The 14781-nt window shown below is 68.8% G+C and carries 15 protein-coding genes; 6 read left to right on the top strand and 9 right to left on the bottom strand.

What is annotated here, in order from left to right; all coding sequences use genetic code 11:
- Positions 1-37: 37 nt before the first annotated feature.
- The 7 genes from ACZ3II_RS38660 to ACZ3II_RS38630 all read right to left on the bottom strand — a co-directional run bounded on the left by ACZ3II_RS38660 (position 38) and on the right by ACZ3II_RS38630 (position 9102).
- Entirely contained in the window at positions 38-808 is a 771-nt protein-coding gene (locus ACZ3II_RS38660) for an ABC transporter ATP-binding protein (RefSeq protein WP_465524900.1), read from the bottom strand.
- Complete coding sequence (locus ACZ3II_RS38655; protein WP_465524898.1) at positions 805-1686, bottom strand: ABC transporter ATP-binding protein; 882 nt, start codon at positions 1684-1686, stop codon at positions 805-807. The genes ACZ3II_RS38660 and ACZ3II_RS38655 overlap by 4 nt, the downstream gene beginning before the upstream one ends.
- Positions 1683-2624 carry an ABC transporter permease gene (locus ACZ3II_RS38650; RefSeq protein ID WP_465524896.1) on the bottom strand — a complete coding sequence of 314 codons (942 nt, stop codon included), beginning with the start codon at positions 2622-2624 and terminating at the stop codon, positions 1683-1685. Before ACZ3II_RS38650 ends, ACZ3II_RS38655 begins: the two co-directional genes overlap by 4 nt.
- A gap of 10 nt (positions 2625-2634) precedes the next feature.
- Entirely contained in the window at positions 2635-3624 is a 990-nt protein-coding gene (locus ACZ3II_RS38645) for an ABC transporter permease (protein WP_465524894.1), read from the bottom strand.
- 5 nt (positions 3625-3629) lie between these two features.
- Complete coding sequence (locus ACZ3II_RS38640; protein WP_465524892.1) at positions 3630-5315, bottom strand: ABC transporter substrate-binding protein; 1686 nt, start codon at positions 5313-5315, stop codon at positions 3630-3632.
- A gap of 190 nt (positions 5316-5505) precedes the next feature.
- A complete protein-coding gene (locus ACZ3II_RS38635) occupies positions 5506-6714 on the bottom strand; it encodes a sensor domain-containing phosphodiesterase (protein WP_465524890.1) in 1209 nt (402 codons plus the stop codon).
- Between the two features lie 24 nt (positions 6715-6738).
- Entirely contained in the window at positions 6739-9102 is a 2364-nt protein-coding gene (locus ACZ3II_RS38630; protein ID WP_465524888.1) for a glycoside hydrolase family 65 protein, read from the bottom strand.
- Positions 9103-9309: 207 nt separating this feature from the next.
- Here ACZ3II_RS38630 and ACZ3II_RS38625 point away from each other — a divergent pair, with 207 nt between their 5' ends.
- Positions 9310-9795 carry a CAP domain-containing protein gene (locus ACZ3II_RS38625; RefSeq protein WP_465524886.1) on the top strand — a complete coding sequence of 162 codons (486 nt, stop codon included), beginning with the start codon at positions 9310-9312 and terminating at the stop codon, positions 9793-9795.
- 193 nt (positions 9796-9988) lie between these two features.
- Positions 9989-10171, top strand: a complete 183-nt coding sequence (locus ACZ3II_RS38620) for a hypothetical protein (RefSeq protein WP_465524884.1) — start codon at positions 9989-9991, stop codon at positions 10169-10171.
- A 337-nt stretch (positions 10172-10508) separates the two neighbouring features.
- Here the strand turns inward: ACZ3II_RS38620 and ACZ3II_RS38615 are convergent, their stop codons facing one another.
- Positions 10509-10883, bottom strand: a complete 375-nt coding sequence (locus ACZ3II_RS38615) for a hypothetical protein (RefSeq protein ID WP_465524882.1) — start codon at positions 10881-10883, stop codon at positions 10509-10511.
- A 177-nt stretch (positions 10884-11060) separates the two neighbouring features.
- Here ACZ3II_RS38615 and ACZ3II_RS38610 point away from each other — a divergent pair, with 177 nt between their 5' ends.
- The gene (locus ACZ3II_RS38610) at positions 11061-11447 is read left to right on the top strand and encodes a hypothetical protein (protein WP_465524880.1); all 387 of its coding nucleotides are present in this window, start codon (positions 11061-11063) and stop codon (positions 11445-11447) included.
- A 324-nt stretch (positions 11448-11771) separates the two neighbouring features.
- A complete protein-coding gene (locus tag ACZ3II_RS38605; RefSeq protein ID WP_465524878.1) occupies positions 11772-12584 on the top strand; it encodes a tyrosine-type recombinase/integrase in 813 nt (270 codons plus the stop codon).
- 212 nt (positions 12585-12796) lie between these two features.
- Here the strand turns inward: ACZ3II_RS38605 and ACZ3II_RS38600 are convergent, their stop codons facing one another.
- Positions 12797-13417: a TetR/AcrR family transcriptional regulator gene (locus tag ACZ3II_RS38600; protein WP_465524876.1), complete on the bottom strand. Its 621-nt coding sequence runs from the start codon at positions 13415-13417 to the stop codon at positions 12797-12799.
- A 58-nt stretch (positions 13418-13475) separates the two neighbouring features.
- Here ACZ3II_RS38600 and ACZ3II_RS38595 point away from each other — a divergent pair, with 58 nt between their 5' ends.
- The gene (locus ACZ3II_RS38595) at positions 13476-13919 is read left to right on the top strand and encodes a nuclear transport factor 2 family protein (protein WP_465524874.1); all 444 of its coding nucleotides are present in this window, start codon (positions 13476-13478) and stop codon (positions 13917-13919) included.
- A gap of 46 nt (positions 13920-13965) precedes the next feature.
- Entirely contained in the window at positions 13966-14439 is a 474-nt protein-coding gene (locus ACZ3II_RS38590) for a DinB family protein (RefSeq protein WP_465525103.1), read from the top strand.
- Positions 14440-14781: the final 342 nt, after the last annotated feature.

Here is a 14781-nt window from a genome sequence, read left to right as displayed (position 1 = left end):
CCCGTGTGTTGATTTCGGCCGCTCTGCGCGCCCCAAATCAGCACACGGTTCGGTCGGGGTTGGGCGCGGCGTCGGCGAGCGTCCTGGTGTACTCGTGCTGCGGGTCGAGGATGACGGAGTCGGCGGGGCCGCGTTCGACGATCTTCCCGCGGTACATGACGAGGATGTCGTCGGAGAAGTGCCGGGCGGTGGCGAGGTCGTGGGTGATGTACAGGACGCCCAGGTCCTCCTCGCGCTGCAGGGTGGCGAGCAGGTTGAGCACGCCCAGGCGGATGGACACGTCGAGCATGGACACCGGCTCGTCGGCGATCAGCACGCCGGGTTCCGGGGCGAGCGCGCGGGCGATGGCGACGCGTTGCCGCTGGCCGCCGGAGAGTTCGTGCGGGCGGCGGCGGGCGACGTGCGCGGCCGGGGTGAGGCGGACGCGTTCGAGCAGGTGCAGGACGCGGCGGTGGACATCGTCGGCGGACATCTTCGGGTTGTGCAGGCGGATCGGGCGGGCGAGGTGGTGCTCGACGTCGTGGTAGGGGTTCAGCGACGCGAACGGATCCTGGAAGACCATCTGGACGGTACGGCGGTACCGCGCGAGCCCGCGGCCGCGGCGGGCGACCGGTTCCCCGTCGAGGAGGATCTCCCCGGCGGTGGGGCGCTCGAGCTGCAGCAGCAGCCGCGCCATGGTGGATTTGCCGCTGCCGCTCTGGCCGACCAGCGCGACGGTCCGGCCGTGAACGAGAGTGAGGCTGACGTCGTCGACGGCGCGGATCCCGCGGTAGTCCTTGACCAGGTTGCGTGCTTCCAAGGTGGTCACGGGGCCTCCTTCACAGCGACGGCGTCCAGGGCGAGCAACCGGTCGTCGAGCGCGCCGCGGACGAACGAGCCACGGTCGCCGGTGAGGCTGGGGAACGAGGCGAGCAGCTGCCGGGTGTAGTCGTGGCGGGGGTTGGTGTACAGCTCCCTCGCCGGCCCGAGCTCGACGATCGCCCCGTCCCGCATCACCGCGATCCGGTCGCTGATCTCCAGCAGCAGGGGCAGGTCGTGGGTGATGAAGACGACGGCGAAGCCGAGTTCGTCGCGCAGCCGGGAGATCTCCCGCAGGATCTCGCGCTGCACGACGACGTCGAGGGCGGTGGTCGGCTCATCCATGATCATGATCTGGGGTTCGAGGGCCATCGCCATCGCGATCATCACGCGCTGCCGCATGCCGCCGGACAGCTCGTGCGGGTAGGACTTGAGCCGGCTCCGGTCGACGCCGACGCGTTCCAGGAGATCGCCGCAGCGCTGCCGGCGTTCCGCACGGCCCATCTTCGGCCGGTGGGTGACGAAGATGTCCTCGAACTGGTCACGGATCGAGATGACCGGGTTGAGGGAGTTCATCGCGCCCTGGAAGACCATCGAGATGGTGTCCCAGCGGGCCGCGCGTAACTCCTCGTGACCGAGGGAGTTCCAGTCGGTGTCGCCGTTGTCGCGGTCGTGGAAGACCACCTTCCCGCCGACGATGGAGGCGGGCGGTTTGAGGAGACGGACGATGCCGTACGCCAGGGTGCTCTTGCCGCAACCGCTCTCCCCCGCCAGTCCCAGCACCTCGCCGCCGTGCAGGGTCAGCGAGACGTTGCGAACCGCGTGGACCGGCGGTTCCACCAGGTAGTCGACGCTGAAGTCGTCGATGGTCAGCACCGGACGGCTCACAGCGTCGACTCCTTGGCCTTGCGCAGCTGCTCCCGCGACATCCGCCAGCCGCGGCGGGCGGCCCGGGTCTGGCTGCGCAGTTTGGGGTTGATGATCTCGTCGATCGAGAAGTTGATCAGGGACAGGGCCGCGCCGAACAGGGCCAGCATCAAACCCGGGGGTACGAACCACCACCACGCGCCGAGCCGCAGCGCCAGGCCGTTCTGCGCGTAGTACAGCATGGTTCCCCAGGTGAACGAGTCGGAGGCGCCGAGGCCGAGATACGACAGCCCGGCCTCGCCGAGGATCGCGAAGATGACCGCGAACACCACCTGGGAGGCCAGCAGCGGGATCAGGTTCGGCAGGATCTCCACGGTCAGGATCCGCCAGCGCTTCTCCCCCGCGACCCGGCTCGCGAGCACGTAGTCGCGGCTGCGCAGGCTCAGCGTGGAGCCGCGCAGGACCCGCGCCGAGCCGGCCCAGCTGGTGATCGCGAGGACCACCGAGACGAGCAGCAGGCTGCGGTCGGCCACGTACGCCGAGATCACGATGACCACCGGCAGCCCGGGGATGACCAGCATGATGTTGGTGAACAGGCTGAACGCCTCGTCGACCCAGCCGCCCGCGTAGGCGCCGACGATGCCGAAGAACGACGACAGGGCGAGGGTCAGCACCCCGACGATCGCGCCGACGATCAGCGAGCCGCGGGTGGCGTGGGCGAGCTGGGCGAGGACGTCCTGCCCGGTCTGGGTGGTGCCGAGCAGGTGATCGGCGCTGGGCGGGGCCAGGCCGATGTCGCTGACCTGGGACGGGTCCTGCACCAGCAGCGGGCCGGCCAGCCCGAACAGGACGATCGCGCCGCCGATGATCAGGCCGGTGGCGAGTTTCGCGGTCATCGGCGGGAAGGTGACCCGCTTGCGAGGAAGCGGTACGTCGAGAGCGATGGGGTTCGCGGCCATGTCCGTCCCTCTAGTTCCTGGCCCGGATACGCGGGTCGATGACCGAATAGAGCAGGTCGACCAGCAGGTTCGCGCCGAGGACCGACAGCGTGATGATCAGGAGGATGCCCTGGATGAGGGCGTAGTCGTTGCCGCCGACGGCCTGCAGCAGCGCCGAGCCGATCCCGGGGTAGGAGAACACCGCCTCGGTGACGATCGACCCGGCGACCACGAAGCCGAGCGAGATGGCGAAGCCGGAGATGGACGGCAGGATGGCGTTGCGGGCCGCGTACCGGCGCATGATCCGGCCGGACCGCAGGCCTTTCGCCTCCGCGGTGACCATGTAGTCCTCGGAGAGGGTGGACACCATCATGTTGCGCATGCCGAGCATCCAGCCGCCGACCGACGAGATGATGATGGTCAGCGCCGGCAGCGTGCCGTAGTACAGGACCGAGCCGAGGAACGGCGCGTTCCAGCCGGGCGCGACGTTGTAGACGTCGTAGCCGCCGTTGAGCGGGAACAGCGGCCACACGCTGCCGAACGCGAAGAGCAGGATCAGGGCGAGCCAGAAGTACGGCACCGACTGGAACATCGTGGTCACCGGGATCAGGTTGTCCGCCCACGAGCCCCGCTTCCAGCCGGCGAGGGTGCCCAGGGCCACGCCGGTCAGGAAGCTGATGACCGTGGCCAGGCCGATCAGGCCGATCGTCCACGGCAGGGTCTGCTCGATGATCGAGACGACCGGCGCCGGGTAGAAGACCAGCGAGGTGCCCAGGTCACCGGAGGCCAGGCCGGCGAGGTAGGCGCCGTACTGCGACAGGATCGACTGGCTGGAGTCGGTGCCGAGCATCGCCTCGATGGCCTCCTTGGCCTCCGGGCTCACCGGCCCCTTCTGGCCCAGCTTCGCCAGCATGATGTCGACCGGGTCGCCGGGCATCATCCGCGGGATGACGAAGTTGACGGTGAGCGCCGCCCAGAAGGCGACCAGATAGAACCCGAGTTTCCGGAACAGGTGCCGCACGGTGACTACTGGACCGGCTTCAGGTTGGCCAGGACGATGCCGTTGTCCCAGATCTTCCAGGAGGCGGGCAGGGCGTACTTGTCCTCGTTGCTGGGCCAGCCGGTGGCCCGGCTCGTGTTGAACTCGGTGAGCAGCGAGTTCACGTAGATCGGGATGTACGGCAGGTCCCGTACGATCTCGTTCTGAATGATCTTGTACTGCTCCTTCTGAATGTTCTCGTCGTTGGTGCCGGCCGCCACCTCGACCGCCTTGTCCACCACCGGGTTGGAGTACCGGGCGAAGTTGCCGCTGTTGCGGGCCGCCTCACCGACCTTGGCCGTGGTCGCCGAGCCGTACTTCGGCTGGTAGGTGTGGTACGGGTTGGAGTTCGCGCCCAGCCCGATCGAGTCCAGGGACAGCTGGTACTTGCCCTGCACCTGGTTGTTGCTCCACTCGTTCCAGGACAGCTGGGCCGGCTTCAGCTCGATGCCGACCTCCTTGAACTGCTGGGCCATCGCGTCGTTGAGCGAGATGTAGTCGCTCCAGCCGGTGACCGTCTGGATCGTCATGGACAGCCGCCGGCCGTCCTTGGCGCGGATGCCGTCGCCGCCCGTGGCCCAGCCGGCGGCGTCGAGGATCTGGTTCGCCTTCGCCACGTCGGCGGCGCCGGGGATGGACGCCTGTGACTCCTCGGCGATCCACTTCTTGTCCCGGTCGGGCAGCAGCATGGTCGGCGAGGCGGGACCGGCGAAGCCGCCGCCGGCCAGCTTGTTGAGCTGGTCGCGGTTGAGGGCGTGGTAGATCGCCTGGCGCACGGCCACGTCGGTCTGCGGGCCGGTGCAGCCGAGCGCCGCGTTGGAGCAGGTGAAGATCGCGGTGGTCATGGCCGGCGTGTTGACGTACGTCAGCTCCTTGTGGTTCTTCAGGAGCTGCTCCAGACCGGGCAGGAACGAGGTCATCCAGTCGACCTGGCCGGCGGTCAGCGCGGCGCTCGCGGCGTCGGCGGTGGCCAGGCTGATGAAGCGGACGTTCTGGATCTGCGGTTTGCCGGGCTGCCAGTACTTCGGGTTCTTCTCCAGCACGTAGCTCTGCGCGGAGAACGTCTTGAGCTTGTACGGCCCGGTGCCGACCGGGTTCGGGTTGATGGTCTTCGACGGGTCGCCGATCGTGCTCCAGATGTGCTCGGGAACGATCGGGGTGTGGCCGATGATCGCCGCCTCGTCGGTGAACGTCTTGACCCCGAAGGTGAGCACCGCGGTCTTGTCGTCCTTGGCGACCGCACTCGTGATCTGCAGGTTCGTCGCGTTGATCGCCTTGTTCCGCTTGATCAGGTCGAAGGTGAACGCGACGTCCTTGGCGGTGAACGGCTTCCCGTCGGTCCAGGTGACGCCCTCCCGGGTGGTGATGGTCAGCTCGGTGCCGTCGGCGTTCCATTTGTACGCGGTGCCGAGCATCGGCTGCGGCGGCGCGTCGGTGGCCATGTTGTACCAGAACAGCGCCTCGTGGATGGCGCCGCTGGTGGGCTGCAGGAAGTTCGGGATGAACGGGTTCCAGTTCTCCACGATCGCCCCGTTGGCGCCGTTGAAGACGGTGATCGAGCTGTCGCCGTTCCCGCCGGTCTTGGGGGTGCTGTCCGAACCGGTACAGCCCGCCAGCCCTAACGCCAGCACGGCGGCCGCGGCGACCGCCCGGCTCCTGGTGAGGTGGAACATAGTGGCTCCCTCGATCCGATCACGGACGCGGCTCACCCGCACTTCCACTCGGGGAGCGCCAGGTCAACCTATCGACGGGCCATTATTAAGTGGCTTAATTTTGTCTTGTCAAGGCCGGATCCGCATCCGTGCGCCACTCACCAAGATCAATATGCGGCATCGATGCTGATCACGGGGTTAACCGGTTCATTCACACGGATGTGGTCAAGCGGCCGATCATCGAGTGGGCGGCGGCGGTCACCACCGTGCGGTCGTAGCTCACGACGAACTCGAACTGCCGGTCGCCGTCCGGGCCGGTGTCGCCGAGGTCGCGGGCCATCAGGGCGGCCGCCGTGTGGGCGCCGAGCACCACGACGGTCCACTCGCTGGCCAGCGGATCGTCCGGGTCCAGGCGGGCGCCGCGGACGCCCGGCGCCGGTTCGGCGGGCATGTCGACGCCGAGCGCGCCGACGAACGGCAGGTGCGCGGCCAGCTCGGTGAACCGCCGGGCCGTCGACGGGCGGAAGAAGCGGGCGTGCTCGAAGGCGGCGAGCAGCACCGGCCGGACCGCCTCCTGCAGGGCCATCAGCTCGAGCGTCTTCGACACCGGGACCAGCAGGTGCTTGGGGGCGAGCCGGATCCGGCGGCAGGACCCGATCAGCTCGTACGGGGTGGTCCGCAACGCCGTGCCGATCGGCCGGGCCGCGAACCGCTCCGGCGCGGACGTCCACGGGGCGAGGCGCCGTTCGCCGCGGCTCCACAGCCAGCCCTGCCCCAGGGTCGCGCCGAGCACCTGCGCCCGGATCAGGTCCTCCGGCGTCTCGATGCCCTCGGCGACCACCTCCGCGCCGGCCTGCTCGGCGTAGGCGCGGACCGCCCCGGCCACCGTGACCGTGGCCGGGTCCTTGACCGTACGCAGCAGTTTCAGGTCGAGTTTGACCACCTCGGGCCGGACCAGCGGGATGAACGCCAGGGACTCCGGGTGCACCCCGACGTCGTCCAGGGCGATCGCGCAGCCGGACGCCCGCAACCGTTCCGCGCCGGCCAGCACGCCCGCCAGGTCGTCGGCCAGCGCCCGCTCGGTGATCTCCACGACCACCGAGACGTGCGCCGGCCGGCCGGCGAGCACCTCGAGGACCACGTCCAGGCGTCCGGTCAGCGTGGACGGCTCCAGGTTGACGAAGAGCGTCACCGGGCGGCCCGCCGACTCCCGGACCACCGTGGCGAGCGCCGCGGTCAGCGACGCCCGCTCCAGGTCGGCGAGCCGGCCGGTGGCGCGGGCCTCGTCCAGCAGGGCCAGCGGCGACTGCCACGGAGTCCCCTCGGGGCCGCGCAGCAGCGCCTCGAAACCCACCACCGCGCCGGTGTCCACATCGACGAACGGCTGGTAGACGCAGTGCAACCGGACATCAGTCAGCACATCAGCGAAGGTCGGCACACTCCCCTATCGGCAGTTACGCCGTGGGGCATAGCCCGGCGGCTGCGGCGGCGGGGGAAGCAGAGGCTTGAGGGGTACGACCGGGCGCGTCACCGCCTCCGCCGCGGTCACCTCGGCCTCCTCGTCGTAGAGCCGGATGGTGAGCCGGGCGTCCGCGCCGTCGCGCACCGACACCCGTACCGTCTCGTGGTCCACCTCCACCTGCAACCGCACCCCGGTGTGCCGCAGGTTGAACCGCAGCCGGGTGATCCCGGACGGCAGCCGCGGGTCCAGGGCCAGGACGGCCGGGCCGTGATCCAGCTCGCGCAGCCCGCCGAAGCCCTCGACGATCGCCGACCAGGCCCCGGCCAGCGACGCCACGTGCAGGCCGTCGCGGGTGTTGCCGTGCAGGTCGCGCAGGTCGACCATGGCGGCCTCCCAGGCGTAGTCGTGGGCCAGTTCGAGATGACCCACCTCGGCGCACATGACGGCCTGGGTGCAGGCGGACAGGGACGAGTCCCGTACGGTGATCCGCTCGTAGTAGTCGACGTTGCGGGCCTTCTGGTCATCGGTGAAGTCGTCGGCGCACCAGTGCATGGCCAGCACCAGGTCGGCCTGCTTGCAGACCTGCCGGCGGTAGAGCTGGAAGTACGGCGCGAGCATCATCAGCGGCTCGCCGGGGTGCTCGTCGGCGAAGTGCCAGGGCGCATAGCGGGTGAAGCCCTCGGACTGCGGGTGCACGCCGAGCCGCTCGTCGTACGGCACGTGCACCGCCTCCGCGCAGCCCCGCCATTCCGCCGGCTCCCCGGAACCCACGCCCAGCTCGCGCGCCAGTTCGGGGTGGCGCTCGCACGCCGCCGCGGCGGCCCGCAGATTCCGGGCGGCCATCAGGTTGGTGAAGACGTTGTCGTCGGCGACCGCGCTGTACTCGTCCGGGCCGGTCACCCCGTCGACGTGCCACACCCCGTCCGCGTCGTGATGACCGTGCGACACCCACAGCCGCGCCGTCTCCACCAGGATCTCCAGGCCGCCCTCACGCTCCAGGGTGGTGTCGCCGGTGACCAGGCGGTACCGGTCGACGGCCCGGGCGATCACCGCGTTCAGGTGCAGCGCGGCGGTGCCGGCCGGCCAGTACGCCGAACACTCCTGCCCGCCGAGGGTCCGCCACGGGAACGCCGCCCCGGACAGCCCGAGCGTCCCGGCCCGCTCCCGGGCGTGCGGCAGGATCGCATGACGCCAGCGCAGCGCGTCGGCGGCGGCGCGCGGGGCGGTGTACATCAGCAGCGGCAGCACGTAACCCTCCGTGTCCCAGAAGGCGTGGCCGTCGTACCCCGGGCCGGTCAGGCCCTTGCCCGGGATCGGCCGGCGCTCCGCCCGGGCCCCCGCCTGCAGCACGTGGAACAGGCCGAACCGGACCGCCTGCTGCAACCCGGGATCACCGTCGATCTCCACGTCGGCGGCGTCCCAGAAGTCGTCCAGGTATTCCCGCTGGGCGGTCACCAGACCGTCCCAGCCGGCGTAGCGGGCCCCGTTCAGCACCGCCGCGACCTGGTCACGCAGCGCATCGGGGGAACGGTCGGCGCTCCAGCCGTACCCCAGGAATTTGACCACCCGCAACCGCTCGCCCGGCCGCAGCACGGTGACCACCGTCGTCCGCGCCCAATCCGGCCGGACGTCGGTCTCCTCCTCGAGATCGCCGGGCGCCTCCACCAGGTGATCCATCCCCGCGGCCAGCAGCAGGCCGCTGCGCCGGGTCCGATGCAGCAGCACCGCGCCGTGCTGCTCGCGATCCTGCTCCACCGCCAGCAGCGGGTCCTGCAGCGCCGCCGCGACCCGCGGGTCCTCGGAGACCTTCACCTGCTCCTCGTCGGCGGCCAGGCACGACTGCACGGTGATCCGCACCGGCTGGTCGAGCGCCTCCACCTCGTAGGCGATCGCCGCGACCGCACGCTGCGTGAACGAGACGAGCCGCTCACTGCGGACCCGGACCCGCCGCCCGGCCGGCGACTCCCACTCCACCTCGCGCCGCAGCAGCCCCGCCCGCAGGTCGAGGACCCGTTCGTGCGAACGCAGCACCCCGCGCCCGACATTGAACTGCTCGTCGTCCACCATCAGCCGGATGATCTTGCCGTCGGTCACGTTCACGACGGTCTGTCCCTGTTCCGGATACCCGTAGCCGCCCTCCGGGTAGGGCAGCGGCCGTTCCTCGTAGAACGAGTTCAAGTACGTTCCGGAGATCTCGTGCGGCTCACCCTCGTCCAGGTTCCCGCGCAGCCCCAGATGCCCGTTGGCCAGCGCGAACACCGACTCCATCTGGGCCAGCAACCCTCGTTCGAGGCGGGTCTCCCGAACCTGCCAGGCATCCGCCGGGCAGACGTCTTCGTCGATCATGCGGTGCGGTCCGAGCTGTTCATGGACCTTCGATAACCCGCGGCGGCCCCGCAAAAACTGGCAACTTCCTGAAGGTCTCCGGCATGAGCCCCGGCAACCGGACAGAACCTTTCGTGCTCCGAGCCGGCGATCATCGGGCCCGGGCGTGGGCCGAAGTCAACGGTGAGCCCGCAGACAGCGGGCGTAACGCTCCGAAAGGGTTCGCTCTTGCGCCAGTTCCTTCGCCGCCTCGCCGTGACCGCCCTCCTCGCCCCGGTCGCCGCCATCGGCGCCACGATGATCGCGTCCCCGGCCGAAGCAGCGCTGGCCTCCGAGCAGTCCCTGCAGACCGAGGTCAACCGCCTCGTCAACATCGAGCGCACCAGCCACGGCTGCCCCGCCCTGACGGTCAGCCCGGCCCTCACCGCCGCTGCCCGCACCCACAGCGCCTGGATGGGCCAGACCGGCACGTTCTCCCACACCGGCCGCGCCGGGTCCAGCTTCATCACCCGCGCCAAGGCCGCCGGCTACGCCAAGCCCTCCGCCGAGAACATCGCCTGGGGCTACCGCAACGCCGCCACCGTCGTCGACGGCTGGATGAACAGCCCCGGCCACCGCAAGAACATCCTCAACTGCCAGTCCAGGACCGTCGGCGTCGGCGTCGTCTACAACGCCTCCGGCACCCCGTACTACACCCAGGACTTCGGCTACTGATCCTTTGAATGCAGCGAGGCCCCAGCCGTACACGGCTGGGGCCTCGCGTGCGGTGGCCTCGGATACGCCAGCCGAAATGTCGGTGGGCTCGCGTATGCTCCGCCGCGACCATGTACCCGCGCGGGAAGGCCGACATGCTCATCCGGTGCCCGACGATCATCGGTTCCGATGCCGCCGTCGTCAGCGTGAACAGGTGAGCGACGCGTGGCGGGAGTGGCGGCGGATCCGCCGCTATGCCGTCCCACCATGGATGATCGCTGAATGCACCGAGGCTCGTGAGCGCGGCGACTGGCGGGCCGCCTGTGCGGCCGGCCGGGTCGACGTGGCAATCGACGACGCGGTGCTGGGCGCGTCATTCCGCCAAGCCTGTCTATGACAATATTGCTGTGCAGCCCAAACACGTCTAAGCCTTTGTACGTTACGGGAACGTGCTGCCTCCACGCTCGGAAGATCTCTACGCCTACCACATGGCCGCTTGGCCCCGACAGCGCAACGAAGGTCAGGCCACTCTCGAACCCGGCACGTCCGGGCGCCGGGATCATGGATCCCGGCGTTCCGAGATACCGGAACCCAGGAAGCAGGAAGTGCTCGCTCTGCTTCAGCTATTGTCATTCCGAAACGAACAGGCCCCGCGCCGTCCGGCGGAACAAGTTCTATTCCCGGCTCCATAGGAGCCCTCCTCAATGAGCTGATCTCAGCTCGGCTTGCCCTGATCAGGTTAGTCCGCACGGTGCCCCGCAACGCGGACAGAGTGCTCGCTTGCTGGTCGAGGTGACCGTGCTAAGGCACCCAGGACATGTGCCCTCCTCGCAGAGCTCTTGATAGATGCCGAGACCACCGCCATTTCGGTCGCGATCCGGCCATGCGACCAAGCGATCTTCGACCTCTCCGTTTTCCACGTCGGTCAACACCTCGACGATCATCAGGTCGTGCCGGAAGGCGGGCTCGGCATTGTTGGCGGCCTGCACCGGCAGCACCTGACGCATGACGTCCAGAAACTCGGCCAGCGGCAGCGCATTGAGCGCAGCCACAAGCATCGTCAGCTGGGCCTCGCCGGATCGGACTTCAGGTTCGCCAGCTTCGTTCATTTCTCGGCTCTTCCTCGCTACTTCGATCTTGTCCGATGAAGATATCGAGGGCTCAGGCGCCTGTTGCACGCGGCTTCGATAAGAGGCTCACTCATTTGCCGCGATCCGCTCGCCACCCAGCGCTACGGCTGCCGGAGCGCCGGCCATGCGAGCTACTGGTGAGTGAAGATGGATCGCATGGGCCATGAGCATCACCGCTTCCACAATCCGGTGTCAGCAACACCGATCGAGGTGCGGGCGGCGCTCGATCGCGGCGAGATGTCCAACGCCCTGGACGCCATGGTCGGGGCCGTTCTCTATGGCGACGGGGATTGGGAGGAGCTACAAAACCTCTATCTCGCTCTACTCGACCATCATGATCGCCAAGTGAGACTGCTAGCCGCGACTTGCCTGGGGCACCTGGCGAGGGTTTATGGCCGGCTGGATGAAGACAGGGTGGTTCCCAAGTTGCGCCAACTCGAGGCGACCAACGCGCTGTCGGATATCGAGGTCTTCCTTCATCCGAGGCGCACGCGCTGGCGTGGTCGACTACGGAGAGCCCTCCGCCCCTGGACTTGGCTTTAGGGCCGGTGTCCAGGCTGCGACGACCATGTTCGCCCTCGTCCTCATCTGGCCGCCGGGAGCGCGTTGGTCGTAGACCTACGAGGTGCCGAGCAGCGGTCGCCGCTCGGGAGAACCTCACGAAGATGCACCGCTGCCCGGCACCTGAACTGGGTAGGCCGTCTCGCATCAGAGCCGACCCCAGATCATCAGGGTCAACGCTGACCGGTCGAAGCGAGCGATATGACGACCTCGACAGCACTCCAGCCCAACCCCACCACTTCCGACTCACGAATCCTTACGGCCGCAGTCGCCGCGTACCTCGGCCGGTATCGCGGTCAGTCCCGGATGCACACCGACTCCGACCTCAAGGTCTTTCTGCACTGGTCGGCAACCCAGGCGCTGGACCCGCTGCAGGCAGCACGAACCGACATCGAACGCTACGTGCGCTGGCTACAGGACATCCGCTGCTACCAGCCCTCGACGGTATCGCGGCGGCTGTCCGTGGTGATCGGCTTCTACCCCGTCTGCGTCATCGACGAGCTCCTGCCGCACTCACCCGCCGACTACGTCCGCCGGCCACTCGTCCCACCCGAGTCACCCACCCTCGGCCTCAGTCACCTCCGGTTCGAAGCGATGATCACCGCCGCCCGCCTATCGGCCAACATCAACGACTTCGCCCTGGTCGCGATGCTCGGATTGCTCGGGCTGCGGATCTTCGAAGCCTGCGGCGCCAACATCGCCGACCTCGGCGAAGAACACGGCCACCGCGTGCTCAGGGTCCGCGGCAAAGGCGGCAAGGTCGTCCTGGTTCCCCTGCCACCGGCGGTGGCCCGAGCGATCGACCACGCCGTCGACGAACGCGACGACGGCCCAATTCTGCGGAATTCCCGCGGTACCCGGATGGACCGGCACGCGGCGACCCGACGGCTCAAGCACCTGGCCGAGACCGCCGAACTCCGGATCCCGAGGATGCACCCACACATGCTGCGGCACACCTTCGTCACGACCATGCTCGACGCCGGCGTCAGCCTCCGCGACGTCCAGATCGCCGCCCGCCACGCCGACCCCCGCACCACCATCCGCTACGACCGCGCCCGCAAGAACCTCGACCGCCACCCCAACTACATCCTCGCCGCCTTCATGGCCTCCGGAACGTAGGCGTGGTCGAAGGTACGACCATGCCGATGTGAGTGCGTGCTCAGGTTCACCGGACCTTTGTCAGAGGGCGTACTCGAGCCGGAATCCATCTGGGCAGATCCGGCCATGTCAAGGAATCCACCGGCGTACTCGCTGTGGCATTCCCTGCTCTGATCACCCCGCAGCGGCTGAGGTCACGACGGAGGGCCGGTGTCGCGACGTGGTGCCCGGGCCTACGGTCGGGCCGCCGGCGCGGCCGGCTGGATTGGAGGCGCCTCGGGAGCAGGCCGCGTCAGCGCCGCGACGACGGCGTCGGTGACGTGCCGGCGGACCTCGGTGGCCGCCCGGCCACAGTCGATCGTGAGCTGCTCCCATACTGGCACCGAGGTCATCGCCCAGGCCAGGTCGGCTGCGGCGGTAGGGTCGAGTCCGGCCCGCAGGTGGCCGTTGGCCGCAAGCCGTTGCGTGGCATGACGAAACCCGGCGCGCAGTTCGTCCATCCGGTCGTTCCATGCGCTCATGGCGTCGGGATCGTCGTGACGGGAGGCCAGCAGCGCCGACGCCACCGGCTGGATCTTTGCCGCATAGCGCAGCCAGACGAGCACGAACTTGTTAAGCGCCTGCACCGGATCGGCGTGCCCGAGGGCGCGCTGGCAACGGCCGCGGATGCCTTCCTGCTCGTCCATGTGTCGCACGACGGCCAGGAAGAGACTGGCCCGAGAGTTGAAGTGCAAGTAGACCGCTTGGCGAGAAACGCCGGCCGCACGGGCGACGTCTGCCATGGCGATTCCGGCGCCGTGCTGCGCGACAAGGTTGCGGGCGGCGTCGAGGATGCGGAGCTGGTTGCTTGACACCTGTAAAGCCTAGCCCTAGCTTGACACGTGTCAAGCCAGCCGCTTCTCAGGAGACCTCATGAACACCGCTCATCCAGCAATCGTCGCCGCCCGCACGGCGATGAACGCCGTCTCCGCCGGCGACCGCCTCGCCTGGCTCGCCTGTTACGCCGAAGACGCGGTGCTGCACGACCCGGTGGGCGGTTCACCCCTGGATCCCGAGGGTTGCGGCGTGCGGGGGCACGACGCGCTGGACCGGTTCTGGGAGCAGGCCATCGCCGCCAATCAGATCCGCTTCGACGTCACCGCGATGCACGCCGCAGGCTCGGAGGCAGCCGTCGTCGCCATGGTCACCACCCGGTTCCCGCACGACGCGGTCGTGGAGTACGACGGCGTCTTCGTCTACACCGTCGACGACGATGGGCGGATCGTCTCGCTACGCGCGTACTGGGACGTGCAGCGCCTCCTGTCATCGCTGACCGCCGTCTCCGAAGGAGCCGGCTTGTCCTCGGGACAGCGATGACTTCGCGGGCGATCGACGGATCACATGGCAGGCTGGGGACGTGTCTATGGATGACGTGATCGATCAGCCGTTGCGGGTTCAGTGGGAGTCGTTTCTCGAGGAGCACCGGGCGGCCCTCCACGACAGCCTGGACGGGCTGACCGAGGAGCAGGCGCGGCGGCGGCTGGTGCCCTCGCGGACCACCCTGCTCGGCCTCGTCAAGCACGTCACCTTCGTGGAGAAGGTGTGGTTCGACGAGGCGATCACCGGGCGGCCCCGCAGCGAGATCGGCATCCCGGCGACGCCGGACGAGTCGTTCGTTCTCGATGAGGCGGACACGATCGACAGTGTGCGGGCGGCCTACCGGGCCGCCTGCGAGGCGTCCCGGGCCGCCGTGGCCGGGCGAAGCCTGGACGATGTGGTGACCGGGAACCGGCGTGGGCCGTTGCCGCTGCGCTGGATCTACCTGCACTTCCTCCGGGAGATCGCCCAGCATTGCGGGCACGCCGACATCCTCCGCGAGCAGATTCTCGCCGGCTGACTCCGGCTGGTTCTCATGGCTGTCTCCGGGCACGCGAGACAGCCATGAGAACCAGCCGAGCGGGGCCACGACGGAGCGATGAGGTGGAACCGTGGCGAAGCGACCGGTGTGTCCGCCTGCGGTGACGTAACCGGGGGCGCCGTATATCGCCAACGGCCGGAATCGCCGGCCATCACGGCAGCGGGGTACGAGACCAAACCGACCGCCACGGGATCATGCGGCGGGTCGTCGAACGTGCGGGCGGGGAGGTCACGTCCGCTGGCGTGGTGTAAGAGGCGGCCAGCGCTGATCCGTGTGTGTTGATCTTATGCGGCGATTGCTGTCGTTTCGACGATTTCGGTG

This window comes from Actinoplanes sp. NPDC019969, from assembly GCF_055562375.1.
The sequence above is the reverse complement of the archived record's forward strand: the minus strand, read 5'-3'. Positions and strand labels throughout refer to the sequence as shown.

Excerpts from the sequence above, each read along its gene's own strand:
- ACZ3II_RS38650 (WP_465524896.1), bottom strand. The coding sequence starts at position 2,624 with ATGGCCGCGAACCCCATCGCTCTCGACGTACCGCTTCCTCGCAAGCGG.
- ACZ3II_RS38640 (WP_465524892.1), bottom strand. The coding sequence starts at position 5,315 with ATGTTCCACCTCACCAGGAGCCGGGCGGTCGCCGCGGCCGCCGTGCTG.
- ACZ3II_RS38630 (WP_465524888.1), bottom strand. The coding sequence starts at position 9,102 with ATGATCGACGAAGACGTCTGCCCGGCGGATGCCTGGCAGGTTCGGGAG.
- ACZ3II_RS38615 (WP_465524882.1), bottom strand. The coding sequence starts at position 10,883 with ATGAACGAAGCTGGCGAACCTGAAGTCCGATCCGGCGAGGCCCAGCTG.
- ACZ3II_RS38610 (WP_465524880.1), top strand. The coding sequence starts at position 11,061 with ATGGGCCATGAGCATCACCGCTTCCACAATCCGGTGTCAGCAACACCG.
- ACZ3II_RS38605 (WP_465524878.1), top strand. The coding sequence starts at position 11,772 with ATGCACACCGACTCCGACCTCAAGGTCTTTCTGCACTGGTCGGCAACC.
- ACZ3II_RS38595 (WP_465524874.1), top strand. The coding sequence starts at position 13,476 with ATGAACACCGCTCATCCAGCAATCGTCGCCGCCCGCACGGCGATGAAC.
- ACZ3II_RS38590 (WP_465525103.1), top strand. The coding sequence starts at position 13,966 with ATGGATGACGTGATCGATCAGCCGTTGCGGGTTCAGTGGGAGTCGTTT.